18 protein-coding genes and 1 pseudogene are annotated in these 15301 nt (G+C 60.2%); 8 read left to right on the top strand and 11 right to left on the bottom strand.

Annotation, left to right across the window (positions count from 1 at the left end; all coding sequences use genetic code 11):
* Positions 1–104 precede the first annotated feature (104 nt).
* A complete protein-coding gene (locus tag AB4N92_RS16735) occupies positions 105–923 on the bottom strand; it encodes a M48 family metallopeptidase (protein WP_010213075.1) in 819 nt (272 codons plus the stop codon).
* A 179-nt stretch (positions 924–1102) separates the two neighbouring features.
* Between AB4N92_RS16735 and AB4N92_RS16730 the strand changes: the two are divergent.
* Positions 1103–2398: pseudogene (locus tag AB4N92_RS16730) on the top strand (cache domain-containing protein); the annotation flags it as partial.
* Between the two features lie 63 nt (positions 2399–2461).
* Positions 2462–3304: a methyl-accepting chemotaxis protein gene (locus AB4N92_RS16725; RefSeq protein ID WP_392397717.1), complete on the top strand. Its 843-nt coding sequence runs from the start codon at positions 2462–2464 to the stop codon at positions 3302–3304.
* 131 nt (positions 3305–3435) lie between these two features.
* On the opposite strand, the gene AB4N92_RS16720 is transcribed toward AB4N92_RS16725, so the two are convergent.
* The 3 genes from AB4N92_RS16720 to AB4N92_RS16710 are packed head-to-tail and all read right to left on the bottom strand — an operon-like array spanning position 3436 to position 4547.
* Positions 3436–4056: an SOS response-associated peptidase gene (locus AB4N92_RS16720; protein WP_010213077.1), complete on the bottom strand. Its 621-nt coding sequence runs from the start codon at positions 4054–4056 to the stop codon at positions 3436–3438.
* A 36-nt stretch (positions 4057–4092) separates the two neighbouring features.
* Positions 4093–4353 carry a putative signal transducing protein gene (locus AB4N92_RS16715; RefSeq protein ID WP_010213078.1) on the bottom strand — a complete coding sequence of 87 codons (261 nt, stop codon included), beginning with the start codon at positions 4351–4353 and terminating at the stop codon, positions 4093–4095.
* A gap of 11 nt (positions 4354–4364) precedes the next feature.
* A complete protein-coding gene (locus tag AB4N92_RS16710) occupies positions 4365–4547 on the bottom strand; it encodes a CPXCG motif-containing cysteine-rich protein (RefSeq protein ID WP_010213079.1) in 183 nt (60 codons plus the stop codon).
* A 133-nt stretch (positions 4548–4680) separates the two neighbouring features.
* On the opposite strand from AB4N92_RS16710, the gene AB4N92_RS16705 reads away from it, so the two are divergent.
* Entirely contained in the window at positions 4681–5844 is a 1164-nt protein-coding gene (locus tag AB4N92_RS16705; protein WP_236266867.1) for a 1-acyl-sn-glycerol-3-phosphate acyltransferase, read from the top strand.
* A 150-nt stretch (positions 5845–5994) separates the two neighbouring features.
* Here AB4N92_RS16705 and AB4N92_RS16700 read toward each other — a convergent pair whose 3' ends face one another.
* Entirely contained in the window at positions 5995–6252 is a 258-nt protein-coding gene (locus AB4N92_RS16700) for a hypothetical protein (RefSeq protein WP_010213081.1), read from the bottom strand.
* Between the two features lie 182 nt (positions 6253–6434).
* On the opposite strand from AB4N92_RS16700, the gene AB4N92_RS16695 reads away from it, so the two are divergent.
* Complete coding sequence (locus AB4N92_RS16695; protein WP_021491876.1) at positions 6435–6644, top strand: hypothetical protein; 210 nt, start codon at positions 6435–6437, stop codon at positions 6642–6644.
* A 57-nt stretch (positions 6645–6701) separates the two neighbouring features.
* On the opposite strand, the gene AB4N92_RS16690 is transcribed toward AB4N92_RS16695, so the two are convergent.
* Positions 6702–7289, bottom strand: a complete 588-nt coding sequence (locus AB4N92_RS16690; RefSeq protein WP_010213084.1) for a YajG family lipoprotein — start codon at positions 7287–7289, stop codon at positions 6702–6704.
* 194 nt (positions 7290–7483) lie between these two features.
* Between AB4N92_RS16690 and AB4N92_RS16685 the strand changes: the two genes are divergently transcribed.
* The gene (locus tag AB4N92_RS16685) at positions 7484–7717 is read left to right on the top strand and encodes a hypothetical protein (RefSeq protein ID WP_010213085.1); all 234 of its coding nucleotides are present in this window, start codon (positions 7484–7486) and stop codon (positions 7715–7717) included.
* Positions 7718–8435: 718 nt separating this feature from the next.
* Positions 8436–9944 carry a malate dehydrogenase (quinone) gene (gene mqo / locus AB4N92_RS16680; protein WP_236266868.1) on the top strand — a complete coding sequence of 503 codons (1509 nt, stop codon included), beginning with the start codon at positions 8436–8438 and terminating at the stop codon, positions 9942–9944.
* Positions 9945–10013: 69 nt separating this feature from the next.
* Here mqo and AB4N92_RS16675 read toward each other — a convergent pair whose 3' ends face one another.
* The 4 genes from AB4N92_RS16675 to AB4N92_RS16660 all read right to left on the bottom strand — a co-directional run bounded on the left by AB4N92_RS16675 (position 10014) and on the right by AB4N92_RS16660 (position 12042).
* A complete protein-coding gene (locus AB4N92_RS16675) occupies positions 10014–10301 on the bottom strand; it encodes a PA4642 family protein (RefSeq protein ID WP_003188614.1) in 288 nt (95 codons plus the stop codon).
* A gap of 191 nt (positions 10302–10492) precedes the next feature.
* Positions 10493–10978, bottom strand: a complete 486-nt coding sequence (locus AB4N92_RS16670) for a hypothetical protein (protein ID WP_010213090.1) — start codon at positions 10976–10978, stop codon at positions 10493–10495.
* Between the two features lie 35 nt (positions 10979–11013).
* Complete coding sequence (locus AB4N92_RS16665; protein WP_021491878.1) at positions 11014–11481, bottom strand: WbuC family cupin fold metalloprotein; 468 nt, start codon at positions 11479–11481, stop codon at positions 11014–11016.
* 3 nt (positions 11482–11484) lie between these two features.
* Positions 11485–12042 carry a hypoxanthine-guanine phosphoribosyltransferase gene (locus AB4N92_RS16660; RefSeq protein WP_028618868.1) on the bottom strand — a complete coding sequence of 186 codons (558 nt, stop codon included), beginning with the start codon at positions 12040–12042 and terminating at the stop codon, positions 11485–11487.
* Positions 12043–12206: 164 nt separating this feature from the next.
* On the opposite strand from AB4N92_RS16660, the gene upp reads away from it, so the two are divergent.
* Positions 12207–12845 (top strand): uracil phosphoribosyltransferase, encoded by a 639-nt coding sequence (gene upp, locus AB4N92_RS16655; protein WP_010213094.1) that lies wholly within the window; start codon positions 12207–12209, stop codon positions 12843–12845.
* 2 nt (positions 12846–12847) lie between these two features.
* Complete coding sequence (locus AB4N92_RS16650) at positions 12848–14122, top strand: uracil-xanthine permease family protein (RefSeq protein WP_010213095.1); 1275 nt, start codon at positions 12848–12850, stop codon at positions 14120–14122.
* A gap of 124 nt (positions 14123–14246) precedes the next feature.
* Here AB4N92_RS16650 and hisC read toward each other — a convergent pair whose 3' ends face one another.
* Positions 14247–15299 carry a histidinol-phosphate transaminase gene (hisC, locus tag AB4N92_RS16645; RefSeq protein ID WP_010213097.1) on the bottom strand — a complete coding sequence of 351 codons (1053 nt, stop codon included), beginning with the start codon at positions 15297–15299 and terminating at the stop codon, positions 14247–14249.
* Positions 15300–15301: the final 2 nt, after the last annotated feature.

The following is a 15301-nucleotide window of genomic DNA, read 5'->3' as shown; positions in this document are numbered from 1 at the left end:
GCTTGCTCGCGAATACGGAGTGTCAGTCACTGATTATTTGACTGATCCAACGCCTTCGCGAGCAAGCCCGCTCCCCCATTTAGACCTTCACCAGATCTTTAGGCTCAGGATTTCTTGGCCTGTTGGTACAGCGGCATCACCTTCGGAATCGCCGCCTGCAACGAGGCGATTCGGCTGTCGGAGGCCGGGTGAGTACTCATGAACTCCGGCGGTGCACCTTCCGAGGCTTTAGCCATCTTGTTCCACAACGTAATGGCGGCGTTCGGGTTATAGCCGGCGCGGGCCGACAGTTCCAGGCCGATCAGGTCTGCCTCGTTTTCGTTGCTGCGGCTGTTGGGCAAGGTCATGCCGTAGTTTGCCACGGTATCGGCCAGTGCCAGACTGTCCTGGCCGAGGCCGAACAATGCACCGGCGCCCTGCTTCGCCATCTCGATCCCGTAGGCCTTGGACATGGCTTCACGGCCGTGTTCACGCAAGGCGTGGGCGATTTCATGGCCCATCACGGCAGCCAGTTCGTCATCGGTGAGCTTGAGGTTGTCGATCAACGCGCTGTACACGAAGATCTTGCCGCCAGGCCCGCAGTTGGCGTTCATCTCGTCGCTCTTGATCAGGTTCACTTCCCACTTCCACTGTGCGGCATCCGCACGAAAGGTCGGCGCCTGGGCAATCAAGCGGTTGGCGATGGCCTGCACGCGCTTGGCGTTGGCGCTGGTCTTATCCAATTGGCCCTTGCTACTGGCTTCGCCCAACGTCTGTTGGTAGGACTGGGCATACATCTGGTCGACTTCCTGGCTCGACAGCATGCTGAACATGTACTGCTTGCGCTCTACCCCAACGGCGCCGCCGCTGGTGGTGTTGACCGACTGACACCCAGCCAGCAGCATCGCTGCCACCAACCCACTTACCACCAATGATTTCTTCATCAACACTCTCCCTGAAAGACGCCCTTAAAACATGGCGCGTATCGTAGGCGCACATTTGTATCCGCGCCAGATACACCAGACGTGTAACCGAAGAATTTCGGATACACCCTACCTGCCCCAACAACGGCGGCGGGCATTCCATTTGCGACACCCCGAAGATTTTTGCAGGACACCCCCTAATGCCCTGCACGCCCGTGGCCGATACAAAAAGGCGGACTATCTCCCCTGCGCCCGGAGCCTTCATGAAATTCAAGTCGATCCAATTTTCTGTCGCGGCATTGGCCGGGGCCATTGTCCTGAGCGTGGTCGCGGTGCTGGTGCTGTACGCATTGTTTGCGGGAGCGCGGACCCAAGAGATGGTGCAGGATCGCACCCAGGTGCAATTCGAACAGATTATCGAACAGCGCCTGACCGCCCTGGCGCAGACCCAGGCCACCTTGATCCAGCGCGAACTGGAAGCACCACTGGTGACCGCCAAGAGCCTGGCCACCGCCAACGCCCTGCTCGGCATGAAAGACACCAAGGGCGAGCCGGCCCTGCAAGTCAGCCGCGAGCAACTGATCAACCTGCTGCATGAAACCGTGGTGCGCAACCCGAAGATCCTCGGCGCCTACATCGGCTGGGAGCCCAACGCGATCGACCACAACGACGCGGCCTACGTGAACAGCCCCATTGTCGGCATGGCCGCCGACGGACGCTTCCTACCTTGGTGGTACCGCAACGCTGATGGCAGCCTGGGCCTGGACAAGCTCGCCGACGTCAACGACCAGAACATCCTCTCCACCGGCGTGCGCGCCAGCGAGTACTACCTGTGCTCGAAGGAAAACAAAAAAGCCTGCGCCATCGATCCCGCCCCTTACAAGGTGGGCAATGCAATGGTGATGCTGGCTTCGTTCATTGAGCCGATCATGATCGACGGCGCGTTCCAGGGCATCGTCGGCGCCGACCTGTCGGTGAACTTCATCCAGGACATGCTCACCAGCGCCGATCAAAAGCTCTACAACGGTGCCGGTGAAATGGCGCTGATCTCCAGCAATGGCCGCCTGGTGGCCTATACCAAGGACGCCAGCAAACTCGGCGAAAAAGCCAGTGACCTGCTCGACAGCAACGAATTGACCAACCTCAACCAGTTGAAAGCCGGTGAAGTACGTTACGACATCGACAAGGAACACGGGCATATCGAACTGTTCCTGCCGTTCACTATTGGCCAGGCCGACGCACGCTGGACGCTGATGCTGCAACTGCCGCTCAGCGCAGTGATGGCCGATTCCCAGAAGCTGCAAAGCGACCTGGAGGCCCAGCGCAAGACCGACATTTTCGGCATGACCATCGCCGGTCTGCTGATCGCCGGTATCGGCTTGCTGGTGATCTGGCTGGTCGGCCACGGCATCGCCCGCCCGCTCAAGCAAATGGTCGCGATGCTCAATGACATCGCCCAAGGCGAAGGCGACCTGACGCGGCGCCTGACCAGTGACCGCGCCGATGAACTGGGCGCGATCGCCAACGGCTTCAACACCTTCTTGATCAAGCTGCAAGGCATGATCACCCAGGTGGTGAGTTCGGTGCAGAAGGTCAGCGACTCATCGGAACACACCGCCGACATTGCGATCCGCACCAACCAGGGCGTGCATAAGCAGATGGTTGAAATCGATCAGGTGGCCACCGCCGTGCATGAGATGACCGCCACTGCGCAAGACGTTGCACGCAACGCCACCCAGGCCGCCCAAGCCGCCAGCCATGCCGACCAAGCCGCGAGCCAAGGCATGCGCATTGTGCGCGACACCTCCACGTCCATCGGCGCACTGGCTGAAGAAATCGGCAAAGCGGTGAGCGTGGTGCAAACCCTGGCCAAGGACAGCGAGAACATCAACGCCATCCTCACCGCGATTCGCGGGATTGCCGAACAGACCAACCTGCTGGCGCTCAACGCCGCCATCGAGGCGGCGCGGGCCGGCGAGCAAGGCCGTGGGTTTGCCGTGGTCGCCGACGAAGTGCGCAACCTGGCGCAGAAGACCCAGAAGGCCACCGAAGAAATCCAGACCATGATCCAGCAGTTGCAGCAAGGCACCCGGGACGTGGTGCGGGTGATGGAGGACAGCCAGAGCCGCACCGATGAAAGCGTGCAACACGCGGCCAAGGCGGCTGAAGCGCTGGAAACGATCACCCAGGCAGTGTCGGTGATCAACGACATGAACACCCAGATCGCCAGTGCCGCCGAGGAACAGAGCGCGGTGGCCGAGGACATCAATCGCAATGTGATCAATATCGGCCAGGTGGCCAATGAAGTGGCAGGCGGCGCGGATGAATCCAGCGCGGCCAGTGCGGATTTGACCAAGCTGGCGGAGCAGCAGCGGCGGTTGATCAATCAGTTCAAGGTTTAGGGATTTGCGGCGGTATTGAGGCCGCCTTCGCGAGCATGCCCGCTCCCACATTTAACTGTATTCACTATTCCAAATGTGGGAGCGGGCTTGCTCGCGAAGAGGCCAGTGAAGACCACAGACAGCCAATAGGCTCAAGCCGGGGTCAGGCACTCCGGCCCATTGAGCTTGGGATCATTGACCATGTTGGCCAGGACCCGCTCGCGCAACGCGGTGGGTTCACTGGCCAATAGACCTTGCAACACATGCAACGGTGTCTCGGGGTTGAGCCAGGCCTCCTGCCCGGCCTCATCCAGAATCAGCGGGCGACGCTGAGCCTGGGCAGCCTGGGTCACCACCGCCGTACTCAGCCACACTTGCTCCTGCACCGGATACGCTTCCCAGATCGCGGCGAAAAACAATGTGGAACCCTCCCCCGGCGTCAGCCAGTACGGGCGTTTGCGCTGCGTACCGCGCCACTCGTAGAACCCATTCGCGGGCAGCAGGCAGCGGCGCTGGCGGAACGCTTCGCGAAACATAGGCTGTTCGGCCAGGGTTTCGGCGCGGGCATGGGCGGGTGTGCGCGAAAGATCGGTCAACCACGGCGGCGTAAGGCCCCAGCGGGCGCGGGCCAGGGTGCGCTGGCCGGCGGTGGCGCGCTGGATCAGCACCGAATCATTCGGGGAGATGTTCCACTGCGCCTGCTGATCGGCCGGGAAGCCCGGTAAGGCAGCAAAGGCGGGATTCCAGCGAAACAGGGCATAACGTCCACACATGGGGCAACACGACTCTTGGATAAACCGACCGACAGCCTAACAGACCAGCACGTCGGGGAAGCTGTCGGGTTCGTCACCCGGCACCGGCTGAGCACCGATATAGGCGGTAATCAGCTCGCGGGCCTCCATGGCCCGGTCATTGTCCACCTCCAGACCCAACAGGCCGAAAATGGGCAATTCGCCAGTGCCGCCGAGCAAATGACGGCCCACCAGATGCGACTCGATACCCTCACTGGCGAGCATCTGTTGCAGCAGCTCGCCTTCCATCAGGTTTTCCGGTTCGTAGATTCGCTGCATGGATGTATCCGTTATTCGTTTTCGCTTCGGGTTTCGAGCATCCACTCTTCCCCATGCACCTGCAGATCGAAAATGATCGGCCGGCAACACACCTGGCAGTCTTCTATATAGGTCTGGTCACCACCGGACAAGTCCACCGTTGTCTCAACCACTTCACCACAATAAGGACAATCGTACGTCGCGTTTTCCAGCATCGCAGCCTCCAAGGTGACTTGTGCGTATAATCGCCGGTCTATTTACAGGGTTATATTTCGGCTGAGCCCATTACTCAGGCCGCACCCTGGTATTTCCTTTACTTACCCTAGCCGTTTCTAACAAGAGAGCATGATGGGCGAATTCGATACCATCCGACCTTACAACGACAGCGAAGTCCCGGCAGTGCTGGCGCGCCTGTTCAGTGACAAGGCCTTTCTGGACATCCTGACCCACTTCCGCTTCCCGCGCTTTGCCGGCGCGCTGGGCTGGCTGCTCAAGCCAATGATCGCCCGCAAACTACGCCGTGAGTTCGCCGGCGTCACCACCGTGGCTACGCTGCAGGACAAAGTCGAGTACTACGTCGACCACACCATCGACCGGGCGACCGACGGCGTGACCTACACCGGCGTCGAGCAGCTCAAGTCCGGCACGGCCTACCTGTTCCTGGCCAACCATCGCGATATCGTGATGGACCCGGCCTTCGTCAATTACGCCGTGTACCACGCCGGCCTGCCGACGCCACGCATCGCCATCGGTGACAACCTGCTGCAAAAGCCGTTCGTCAGCGACCTGATGCGCCTGAACAAGAGCTTCATCGTGCACCGCTCGATCACCGGGCGAAAGGAGAAGATGGCGGCGTATCAGCTGCTGTCGGCGTATATCAACCATTCGATCCGCAACGACGGTGCGTCGATCTGGATTGCCCAGGCCGAAGGGCGCGCCAAGGATGGGGATGATCGCACCGAGTCGGCGATCCTCAAGATGTTCCATGTCAGCCGCAAGGATGAGCCGTTTGCCGAGGTGATCCAGTCGTTGAACCTGACGCCGGTGTCCATCAGCTACGAATACGACCCGTGCGACTCAGCCAAGGCCCGCGAGCTGTACATCCGCGCCACCACCGGCACCTACAGCAAGGCGCCGGGCGAGGATGACGTGAGCATTGCCCTTGGCATTACAGGCTACAAGGGCCGGGTCCACATCAACTTCGCGCCGCCGATCACTGAGCGTTTCGAAGATACCAAGGTGTTGGCCGCAGAAATGGACCGGCAGATTCTCGGTGGTTATCGGTTATTCCCGGTGCATTACCTGGCTTATGCTCAATGGGGCGAGGCGGACCCGCAATTGCAGGTGCCGACAGCGGCCGAGGTGTTCCCGGCCGATGAGCTGGCCAAGGCGAAGACGGAATGGGAGCGGCGCTTGAACGAATGCCCGGCCGAACACCGACCGTTCCTGGTGGTGCAATATGCGACGCCGGTGCGCAACCAGTATCGCGTAAAAGCTGGAATCCCTCTTTAAACGCCGATCAAACATGTGGGATCTGGCTTGTGTGGGGAGCCGGGCTTGCCCGCGATGCAGGCACCTCGGTATATTAATCGCACCGAGGTGATGCTATCGCAGGCAAGCCAGCTCCCACACTAGCCCGCACACATTCGTTTCGCGATGTTTTCAGAGGTGGGTGCTGAGCCAGGAAGTGACCAACGCCAACCCCAGGCAGGCAAACCCAATGCGGTAAGCCAGACGATGCGCCCGTTCGGTGCGTACATCCAGAAACAACATCGGCTGGTCGATCGCGCGATCTTCGCCTTGCGCGGTCAGGTCGGCCATCGCGCGCTGTTCGCGCAGGCGGGTAATGAACAGCAGCGCCGCACCCGTGCAGGCCACTAGTAAAGCCAGAACATTGATCAGTAGTGCGGGCAGCGCCATCGCAAACCTCAGTAAGACAGTGTCTTGGTATCGGTTCAGATACAAACCTGAACGATAGTGGCCTCCCGCGCCGTAAATGCTCCCTCCCCCGTTAACGGCTAATGTATCCAGTAATTTACGCCGTCACCTGAACGTCACCTTAACAAGCCACTCTGTTGCCCTTCGACGCTTAGGAGCTTGTCATGCTGCACGCACAAAACCAGGATCGGCTGTACCTGATCACCCAAAGTGATGAGCAAGAAGCACTGGTTGGCAGCCTGGCCTTCAACGTCCAGGATCGCCACTGGCTGGTGTATTGCGCCCTCGGCGGACACCAGCATGCGGACCTGCCGGAGACCGATCTGCTGACGGGGGTGAGCTTGCTGGATTTCTGTATCGACACCGCCGCGTGAAACTGGAGGCGAAAAAAAGCCGGGCTCATCACTGGGCCCGGCTTTTTGCTGAATCGGTTATTGCGAGCTGAGCAACGAACCGATGCTTGGGTCCTTGAACAGGCGGGTCAAGGCGTCGCTGAGGACGTCGCTGACCAGCTTGGTGTTGGTTTCCTGGTTAGGTGACATGCCGAAGCGCTGGTTCAGGGACGCACCGTAGCGACCGCTGTAGCGACGGGTGCCGGCGTTGACATCGGACTTGAAGGTCGCGCCGATGGACGCTTCGGTCACGTACAGGCCATCTTTAGGCGACTGATACTTCAGTTCGGCCAGGGTGATGGTCAACTGCGGCGCACCCGGTGCGTTGGCGCTTGGGGTGAACCCCAGCAGACGCACGGCGGCTTCAGCCTGGGCCTGCAGCTTGGGCAGTACGTCCTGGGCATTCACCGAGACCAGGGCGGTTTCCGGGTACAGGCCACCGCGAGAGCCGAGGGTCGGCGACGGACGACCATCCACCACACGCACCGACACCGGCTGGCCGTGGCCCACAGGCGCCAGCTGCGTGGTGATTTTCGGTTCCGGGGTCAGTTGTTGCGGGCTGTTGGCGCAGCCAACCAGGGTCAAACTGGTCACAGTGATCAAACCGAACAACAGGCGTTGCAACATGCTCTTCTCTCCAGAAATCAGGTACCGACAGGCGGGCAGTATAGCGGTGCGCCTGTGCCAGGAACTAGCGCCAGTTACAACCTGAGACCTGCGCGGCCTGTCGCGGTTCGGTGTCACTGATATGTCATGGCCGATACACAAGCTCGTCATGCCCGACCGACATGCTAGGCCCCAATCTCAGGAGGTCAGACACCATGCATTTTCTCTGGTCATTGTTTACGCGCAAGCCCGCCCTTCGTCAGTTCGCCCTGCTCGATGCGCAAGGTCGTTGCCAGGCCTTCAAAGAATGCAGCCAGCCGCCGGTAGGGGACGGATGGGTGGAAATCGATGAAATCCGCCTGAGCTGGATGCACCACCCGCTACCGGCCCGCGCACGCGTCAGCCCGCGTCCTGCGCGGTCGCCCCGGCACCAGCCGTTGGCCGCCTGACCGAACGCCTAATAAAAGTCATAAAACACGCCCATTTCCCTGGCGTTCTTCGCTACAATCTCCCCCCGATTATAAGGACGTCTCCTGATCGGGCCTCGCAGCATCGTTATTGCCACGGCACTAACCCCCAAATCGCCCACAGAGAGCCGCCCACACAGATCGAGTGAAGCTGGCGTGCTTGCTGTTTTCCCTGCAAACCCTCCGCCTTTACCGAATCTGCCAGAGCTGCCATTGCGCTCGGCCACTTGAGTTGTTTGCCCGTTTTGCCGCGTGTCGGCTAGGGGCCAGGTGCCAGGCTGGGGCAGCCCTTTTTTGAGGTTCACGTCTTCAAAAGAGCGTGAAAAAACGGGTTTTCACAACTTCACAAGAGTGTGGCGAGCAAATGAATAGTTTGGCGTTTGTACAAGCACCATCAGCGTCTGGAACAGCCCAACCACACAGGACCGAGCACGTTTTAAAAACCGGAGCTTGAGCCTGTCCGCTACGGATTGGTTGCATGAATCGCACGCTTTGACCATAAGTCGAATTGCCACAGGCGCCCATGAATGCGTTCATAGGCAGATTAGCCCGGCAGGAAGCGCGCGCTGAACATGCAAAGAATTGCGAATCGGACATGGCGATCCTGGCCATGGGTAATCTGGGGCAACACGTGAATCGCCCCGTCACTCCTGGCAGCCATGCCGTCAATTTGGTGCTGCAGATTTTGGAGACGCGTTAAATGGCGCATAACGAAGCAGTCGACGTAGTACTGGTAGGGGCCGGCATCATGAGTGCCACCCTGGCCGTACTGCTCAAAGAGCTCGACCCCGGCCTCAAGCTGGAAGTCGTTGAGCTGATGGATTCGGGTGCCGCGGAAAGTTCCAACCCGTGGAACAACGCCGGGACCGGCCACGCCGGGCTGTGTGAGCTGAACTACACGCCCCAGGCCGCCGATGGCTCCATCGACATCAAGAAAGCCGTGCACATCAACACCCAGTTCGAGGTGTCGAAGCAGTTCTGGGCGTACCTGACCAAAAAGGGCACCTTTGGCTCGTCCAAGTCCTTCATCAGCCCGGTGCCGCACCTGAGCTTCGTGCAGGGCGAAAAAGGCGTGGACTTCCTCAAGAAGCGCTTTGAAACCCTCAGCCAGCACCACGCGTTTTCGGACATGCACTACACCGAAGACCGTAGCGAAATGGCCGAGTGGATGCCGCTGATGATGCCGGGCCGCTCGCTCGACGAAAAAATCGCAGCCACCCGCGTCATGAACGGTACCGACGTCAACTTCGGCGCACTGACCAACCAACTGCTCAGCCACCTGACCAGTTCGCCAGACGCCCAGGTCAAGTACAGCAAGCGTGTGACCGGCCTCAAGCGCAACGGCGCAGGCTGGACCGTGAGCATCAAGGATGTGAACAGCGGCAACAGCCGTGACGTGGACGCCAAGTTCGTGTTCCTCGGCGCCGGTGGCGCGGCCCTGCCGCTGCTGCAAGCCTCGGGCATCGAAGAAAGCAAAGGCTTTGGCGGCTTCCCGGTCAGCGGCCAATGGCTGCGTTGCGACAACCCGGAAGTGGTCAAGCACCACCAGGCCAAGGTCTACAGCCAGGCTGCCGTAGGTTCGCCGCCGATGTCCGTGCCGCACCTGGACACCCGTGTGGTGGATGGCAAGAAATCCCTGCTGTTCGGGCCATACGCCGGCTTCACCACCAAGTTCCTCAAGCACGGCTCGTTCCTCGACCTGCCGATGTCGATTCGCGCCGGCAACATCGGCCCGATGCTGGCTGTGGCCCGCGACAACATGGACCTGACCAAGTACCTGGTCAGCGAAGTGCGCCAATCCATGGAGCAGCGCCTGGAGTCCCTGCGTCGCTTCTATCCGGAGGCGAAAGCCGAGGACTGGCGCCTGGAAGTGGCCGGTCAACGGGTGCAGATCATCAAGAAAGACCCGAAGAAAGGCGGCGTGCTGCAATTCGGTACCGAACTGGTCGCGGCCAAAGACGGCTCGCTGGCCGCCCTGCTGGGCGCGTCTCCGGGTGCTTCGGTGACCGTTTCGATCATGCTGGAGCTGATCGAGAAGTGCTTCCCAAGCAAAGCCGCAGGTGAATGGGCCGCCAAGTTGCAGGAAATTTTCCCGGCGCGGGAAAAGGTTCTGGAAACGGACGCCGAGCTGTATCGCAAGATCAACACGCAGAACAACATCAGCCTGGAACTGGTTGCATCTGCCGCCGAGACTGAAAGCTACGCTTGAAGTCGTGACGCCATAAAAAACGCCCCGCTCTCGTGATGAGAACGGGGCGTTTTTGTGTGCCTCGAATAATCAGCCGCGGGCGTTATCGATCAGCTCGATATACTCGGCGGCATTACGCTGGTCCTTGATCAGGTCCACGAAGGTCTGCCCATGCTCATCCTTGCCGTCGAGGTCCAGGCCAGCTTCCTTGAAAAAGCCCAGGAACCGTTCGAAGTCGTCGATACGCAGGCCACGGTAGGCCTTGATCAGTTTGTGCAGGGACGGTGAAGTCGCATCGACCGGTTCGAAGTCCAGGAACAACTTGATCTGATCGTCGCCGATCTCGTCGCCAATCACCTGTTTCTTATCTTTACGCATTACCGACTCCAGCCTGCAGACATTACACGGGAAAAGCAGTTTACCTGCGGCACGCCAGCTTCGGAAGCGACGCAGAACCAATGTGGGAGCGGGCTTGCCCGCGAATGCGGTGGGTCAGTCAACTTACCTTTAACTGATACTCCGCTTTCACGAGCAAGCCCGCTCCCGCATGTGGTAATGCTGGGTTCTCACTACCGTGCGCGAACAGCACCGGTGTGTAAGTCGGCCCAGATATGCCCATTGGCATAACTGAGGAACTGTACATACACCGTGTCATTGCGCAGCAAGTCGACGATCACTCTGTACTGAGCCACCGGGTAGGACAAGGTGAGGGTCTTGCTCTTATCGTCGTACACCGGCTTTTTCAGGCTTTTGCTTTCGGCATCGAAGTTGAGCACCACCTGGCTGATGGTCGCGCCTTTGTTCAGGGATTTGCCCTTGAGGCGGATCATCAGCGGCGAGGTCACCGGAATCGGTTGCTGGCTGGATTGGCGTTGATTACCCACCACCACAGCGTACTCATTAACTTGCAGCAGTTGCTGCTGGTCCGGGGTTTCCGCGCGCAGGGTCAGGTCGTCCGAGGGCAGGAACTGGCTGTGCATCGGTGCAGGCGCCGCGGCCAGCGGCAGGCTGAGGGTCAGCGCCAGGACGGCGCAGGTGCGTATCAACAGGCTCATGGGCCGCTCCGGCAAGATGGGCCCAGCACTGTAGCTCAATCGAACTGGGCAAGCATCCAGCGTTGATACTCGGCCACGCCGGCATCGCCTTCGCGGGGCGCCCAATCGGCCAGCTCGCCTTCGCCCACCGGACGATACGGGCCGGCCTTGCACTCGAACATCACCGTGTTGGGCTCCAGCACCACCAAACCGTGGAACACGCCGGGAGGAAGATCGACGCCAGCGCATTCGCCACCCGCCTGCATCACGCGTCTGGCGAGCACTTCGCCGGTTTCGCTGAACACTAGCACACCCAGGCGGCCCTGCAGCACGAGCAAGGTTTCCGCCTTGTCCGCGCTCAGGTGCCGATGAGGCGGCACATAAGTGTCAGGCTGCAAGCCCACAGCGAGACGGTGACACGGCTCTTCCATTTGATGGAAATTATGGTGGTGCCGGCCACGAGGGCTGGCGCCCGCTTTCTCGGCCAGTTCGGCAAACAGCGTCTGATCAAGAAAACGGGCCATGGCTTACATCCCTTTGACGGCGTAAATGCCATTGGCATTGCGCCAGTAGCCTTTGTAATCCATACCGTAACCGAAGATGTAGCGGTCGATGCACGGCAGGCCGACGTAATCGGCCTTCAGATCTGGGCGGGCCTTGCGATCATGTTCTTTGTCGATCAGCACAGCGGTGTGCACTTTGCGCGCGCCGGCGTGTTTGCAGAAGTCGATGATCGCGCCCAGGGTGTGACCTTCATCAAGGATGTCGTCGATGATCAGCACGTCGCGATCGATGAACGAGACTTCCGGCTTGGCTTTCCAGAACAGATCGCCGCCGCTGGTTTCGTTGCGATAGCGGGTGGCGTGCAGGTAGGACGCTTCCAGCGGGAATTGCAGATGAGTCAGCAATTTTCCGGCGAAGATCAGGCCACCGTTCATCACGCAGAAGACCACCGGGTTGGTGTCGGCCATTTCGCGGGTGATGTGCGCGCCAACCTTGGCGATCGCCTCTTCGACTTGCGCTTCGGTGTACAGGCAGTCAGCCTCGCGCATGATTTGACGGATATGCTCGAGATCAGCGGACATGGCGCTCTCCAAGGGGGTGCTGTGGCAAGAAAAGCGGGCGAAGGTACGCTTCTCGTGCGCTCCGAGCAAGCCTTAATGGACTAACGTACTAGATGTCTATAGGACAACACCCTCGGATAGATTAATCTAGGCCGGTTTTTTTGCCCGCCGCCGGAGCCTTTCCCATGCCCACTCGCGAGATCCGCCATCCGCTGATCCGACACAAGCTCGGCCTTATGCGCCGCGCCGACATTAGCACGAAGAACTTCCGTGAGCTTGCTCAGGAAGTCGGAGCGTTGCTCACTTACGAAGCCACCAAGGATTTGCCCCTGGAAACCTACGAGATCCCCGGTTGGGCCGGTCCCGTCCAGGTGGAGAAAATCGCTGGTAAGAAAATCACTGTGGTCCCGATCCTGCGCGCCGGTATCGGCATGCTCGAAGGCGTACTCAGCCTGATCCCGGGCGCCAAGGTCAGCGCCGTGGGCGTAGCCCGCAACGAAGAGACACTGGAAGCCCACACCTACCTGGAAAAACTCGTTCCGGAAATCAACGAACGCCTGGCGATGATCATCGACCCGATGCTGGCCACCGGCAGTTCCATGGTTGCCACCATCGACCTGCTGAAAAAGGCCGGTTGCCGGGACATCCGCGCCATGGTCCTCGTCGCTGCCCCCGAAGGCATAGCGGCCGTCGAGAAGGCCCATCCGGACGTGCAGATCTACACCGCGTCCATCGATGAGCGCCTGAACGAACACGGCTACATCATCCCAGGCCTGGGCGATGCCGGTGACAAGATCTTCGGCACCAAGCAGAAGGACGCGTGAGCATGCAGGATGAATTCAACGACCCGCTTTGGCGCCAGATCCTGTCTGGCGCACAGATGCTCTTCGTAGCATTTGGCGCGCTGGTGTTGATGCCGCTGATCACAGGTCTTGATCCAAACGTTGCCCTGTTCACCGCAGGCCTGGGCACGCTGTTGTTCCAGCTGGTGACAGGGCGGCAGGTGCCGGTTTTCCTGGCGTCGAGCTTTGCCTTTATCACCCCGATCATTCTCGCCAAGGGCCAGTTCGGCCTCGCGGCGACCATGGGCGGGGTGATGGCGGCCGGGTTCGTGTATACCTTCCTCGGTCTGGCGGTGAAGATCAAAGGCACCGGGTTCATTGATCGGCTGTTACCGCCGGTGGTTATCGGGCCGGTGATTATTTCCATTGGCCTGGCCATGGCGCCGATCGCCGCCAATATGGCGATGGGCAAGTCAGGCGATGGCGCCGAGCTGATCCATTACCAGACGGCGATGATGATCTCGATGCCGGCGCTGCTGACCACGCTGATCGTGGCGGTGTTCGGCAAAGGCATTTTCCGCCTGGTGCCGATCATCTCCGGCGTGCTGGTGGGGTTTGCCATGTCGTTCTACTTTGGCGTGGTCGACACAGCGAAGATCGCCGCCGCGCCATGGTTCGCCCTGCCCCACTTCACCGCGCCGGAATTCAACTGGCAGGCGATTCTGTTCATCGTGCCGGTGGCCCTGGCCCCGGCGATCGAGCATATCGGCGGAGTGATTGCGGTGGGTAGCGTGACCGGTCGCGACTACTTGAAGAAGCCCGGCCTGCACCGCACCCTGCTGGGCGACGGCATTGCCACCACGGCAGCCGGCCTGTTTGGCGGCCCGCCCAACACCACCTACGCCGAGGTGACTGGCGCGGTGATGCTGACCAAGAACTACAACCCGAAAATCATGACCTGGGCGGCGGTGTTCGCCATCAGCCTGGCGTTTATCGGTAAGTTCGGCGCGCTGCTGCAAAGCATCCCGGTGCCAGTGATGGGCGGGATTCTGTGTCTGCTGTTCGGCTCTATCGCCGCCGTGGGCATGAACACGCTGATCCGCCACAGGATCGACCTGGGCGAAGCGCGCAACCTGGTGATCGTCTCGGTGACGTTGGTGTTCGGGATTGGCGGTGTGCTGGTGGGTACCGGCACCGGCCCGGATGATTTCGGCCTCAAGGGCATCGCCCTGTGTGCGGTGGTAGCGATTGGTTTGAACCTGCTGCTGCCGGGCAATGATGGCTGGAAGAACAAGAAGCCGGATGAGCCGCTGCTTTAATTAACACCGCAAAACTGAATGTGGGAGCGGGCTTGCTCGCGAAAGCGGAGTATCAGTCGCATACCTTTCGACTGATACTCCGCTTTCGCGAGCAAGCCCGCTCCCACCTGTGTTTCAGCGGCTGTTAGAGCTCGCCAAGGCCATCAATCAGCGCCTGGTTCTGCTCAGGCGTACCGATGCTGATCCGCAGGAACTGGGCAATCCGCTCCTGCTTGAAGTGCCGCACGATCACCCCTTGCTCACGCAACTTGGCCGCCAGGCCAGCAGCGTCATACTCAGGATGGCGAGCAAAGATGAAGTTGGCCGCCGACGGCAACACCTCAAAACCCTTCTCCTCCAATTGAGCGACGAGCGTGTTACGGCTATCGATGACCCATTGGCAGGTCTTCTCGAAGTACTCACGGTCCTCGAACGCCGCCGCCGCGCCGACAATCGCCAGGCGATCCAGCGGATAGGAGTTGAAGCTGTTCTTGACCCGCTCCAGCGCCTCGATCAGGTCCGGATGGCCCACGGCCAGGCCTACACGCAAACCGGCCAGTGAGCGCGATTTGGACAGGGTCTGGGTCACCAGCAGGTTCGGGTAACGGTCCACCAGGCTGATAGCGGTTTCACCACCGAAGTCGATATAGGCTTCGTCGACCACCACCACCGAATCCGGACTGGCCTTGAGGATCTGCTCCACCGCGTCCAGCGCCAGTACTGTGCCAGTCGGCGCGTTCGGGTTGGGGAAGATGATCCCACCGTTGGGCTTGGCGTAATCCGCCACACGAATCTGGAACTGTTCATCCAGCGGCACCGGATCCGACTGGATGCCATAAAGGCCGCAGTACACCGGGTAGAAGCTGTAGCTGATATCCGGGAACAGCAGCGGCAGGTCGTGCTGGAACAGCCCGTGAAAGATGTGCGCCAGGACTTCGTCGGAACCGTTGCCGAGGAACACTTTGCCGGCGTCGATCCCGTAATACTTGGCGACCGCCTGCTTGAGCAGGTCGCTGTTCGGATCCGGGTACAGGCGCAGGTTATCGTTCAACTCCGCCTGCATCGCTGCCAACGCCTTGGGCGATGGGCCGTAGGGGTTTTCATTGGTGTTGAGCTTGACCAGCTTGGTCAGCTTGGGTTGTTCGCCGGGCACGTAAGGCACCAGGTCCTTGACGAAAGGGCTCCAGAATTTACTCATGT

The organism is Pseudomonas sp. S3_A09, assembly GCF_054668065.1.
This window is presented reverse-complemented; position numbering and strand designations above follow the sequence as displayed.

Bases quoted from the DNA above. Each gene is read 5' to 3' on its own strand.
- AB4N92_RS16695 (WP_021491876.1), top strand. From the start codon at position 6,435: ATGCTGCACGCACAAAACCAGGATCGGCTGTACCTGATCACCCAAAGT.
- AB4N92_RS16700 (WP_010213081.1), bottom strand. From the start codon at position 6,252: ATGGCGCTGCCCGCACTACTGATCAATGTTCTGGCTTTACTAGTGGCC.
- AB4N92_RS16665 (WP_021491878.1), bottom strand. From the start codon at position 11,481: ATGGCCCGTTTTCTTGATCAGACGCTGTTTGCCGAACTGGCCGAGAAA.
- hisC (WP_010213097.1), bottom strand. From the start codon at position 15,299: ATGAGTAAATTCTGGAGCCCTTTCGTCAAGGACCTGGTGCCTTACGTG.
- mqo (WP_236266868.1), top strand. From the start codon at position 8,436: ATGGCGCATAACGAAGCAGTCGACGTAGTACTGGTAGGGGCCGGCATC.
- AB4N92_RS16690 (WP_010213084.1), bottom strand. From the start codon at position 7,289: ATGTTGCAACGCCTGTTGTTCGGTTTGATCACTGTGACCAGTTTGACC.
- AB4N92_RS16720 (WP_010213077.1), bottom strand. From the start codon at position 4,056: ATGTGTGGACGTTATGCCCTGTTTCGCTGGAATCCCGCCTTTGCTGCC.
- AB4N92_RS16650 (WP_010213095.1), top strand. From the start codon at position 12,848: ATGCAGGATGAATTCAACGACCCGCTTTGGCGCCAGATCCTGTCTGGC.
- AB4N92_RS16735 (WP_010213075.1), bottom strand. From the start codon at position 923: ATGAAGAAATCATTGGTGGTAAGTGGGTTGGTGGCAGCGATGCTGCTG.
- AB4N92_RS16675 (WP_003188614.1), bottom strand. From the start codon at position 10,301: ATGCGTAAAGATAAGAAACAGGTGATTGGCGACGAGATCGGCGACGAT.
- AB4N92_RS16710 (WP_010213079.1), bottom strand. From the start codon at position 4,547: ATGCTGGAAAACGCGACGTACGATTGTCCTTATTGTGGTGAAGTGGTT.
- AB4N92_RS16670 (WP_010213090.1), bottom strand. From the start codon at position 10,978: ATGAGCCTGTTGATACGCACCTGCGCCGTCCTGGCGCTGACCCTCAGC.
- AB4N92_RS16660 (WP_028618868.1), bottom strand. From the start codon at position 12,042: ATGTCCGCTGATCTCGAGCATATCCGTCAAATCATGCGCGAGGCTGAC.
- AB4N92_RS16715 (WP_010213078.1), bottom strand. From the start codon at position 4,353: ATGCAGCGAATCTACGAACCGGAAAACCTGATGGAAGGCGAGCTGCTG.
- AB4N92_RS16705 (WP_236266867.1), top strand. From the start codon at position 4,681: ATGGGCGAATTCGATACCATCCGACCTTACAACGACAGCGAAGTCCCG.
- AB4N92_RS16685 (WP_010213085.1), top strand. From the start codon at position 7,484: ATGCATTTTCTCTGGTCATTGTTTACGCGCAAGCCCGCCCTTCGTCAG.
- AB4N92_RS16725 (WP_392397717.1), top strand. From the start codon at position 2,462: ATGATCACCCAGGTGGTGAGTTCGGTGCAGAAGGTCAGCGACTCATCG.
- upp (WP_010213094.1), top strand. From the start codon at position 12,207: ATGCCCACTCGCGAGATCCGCCATCCGCTGATCCGACACAAGCTCGGC.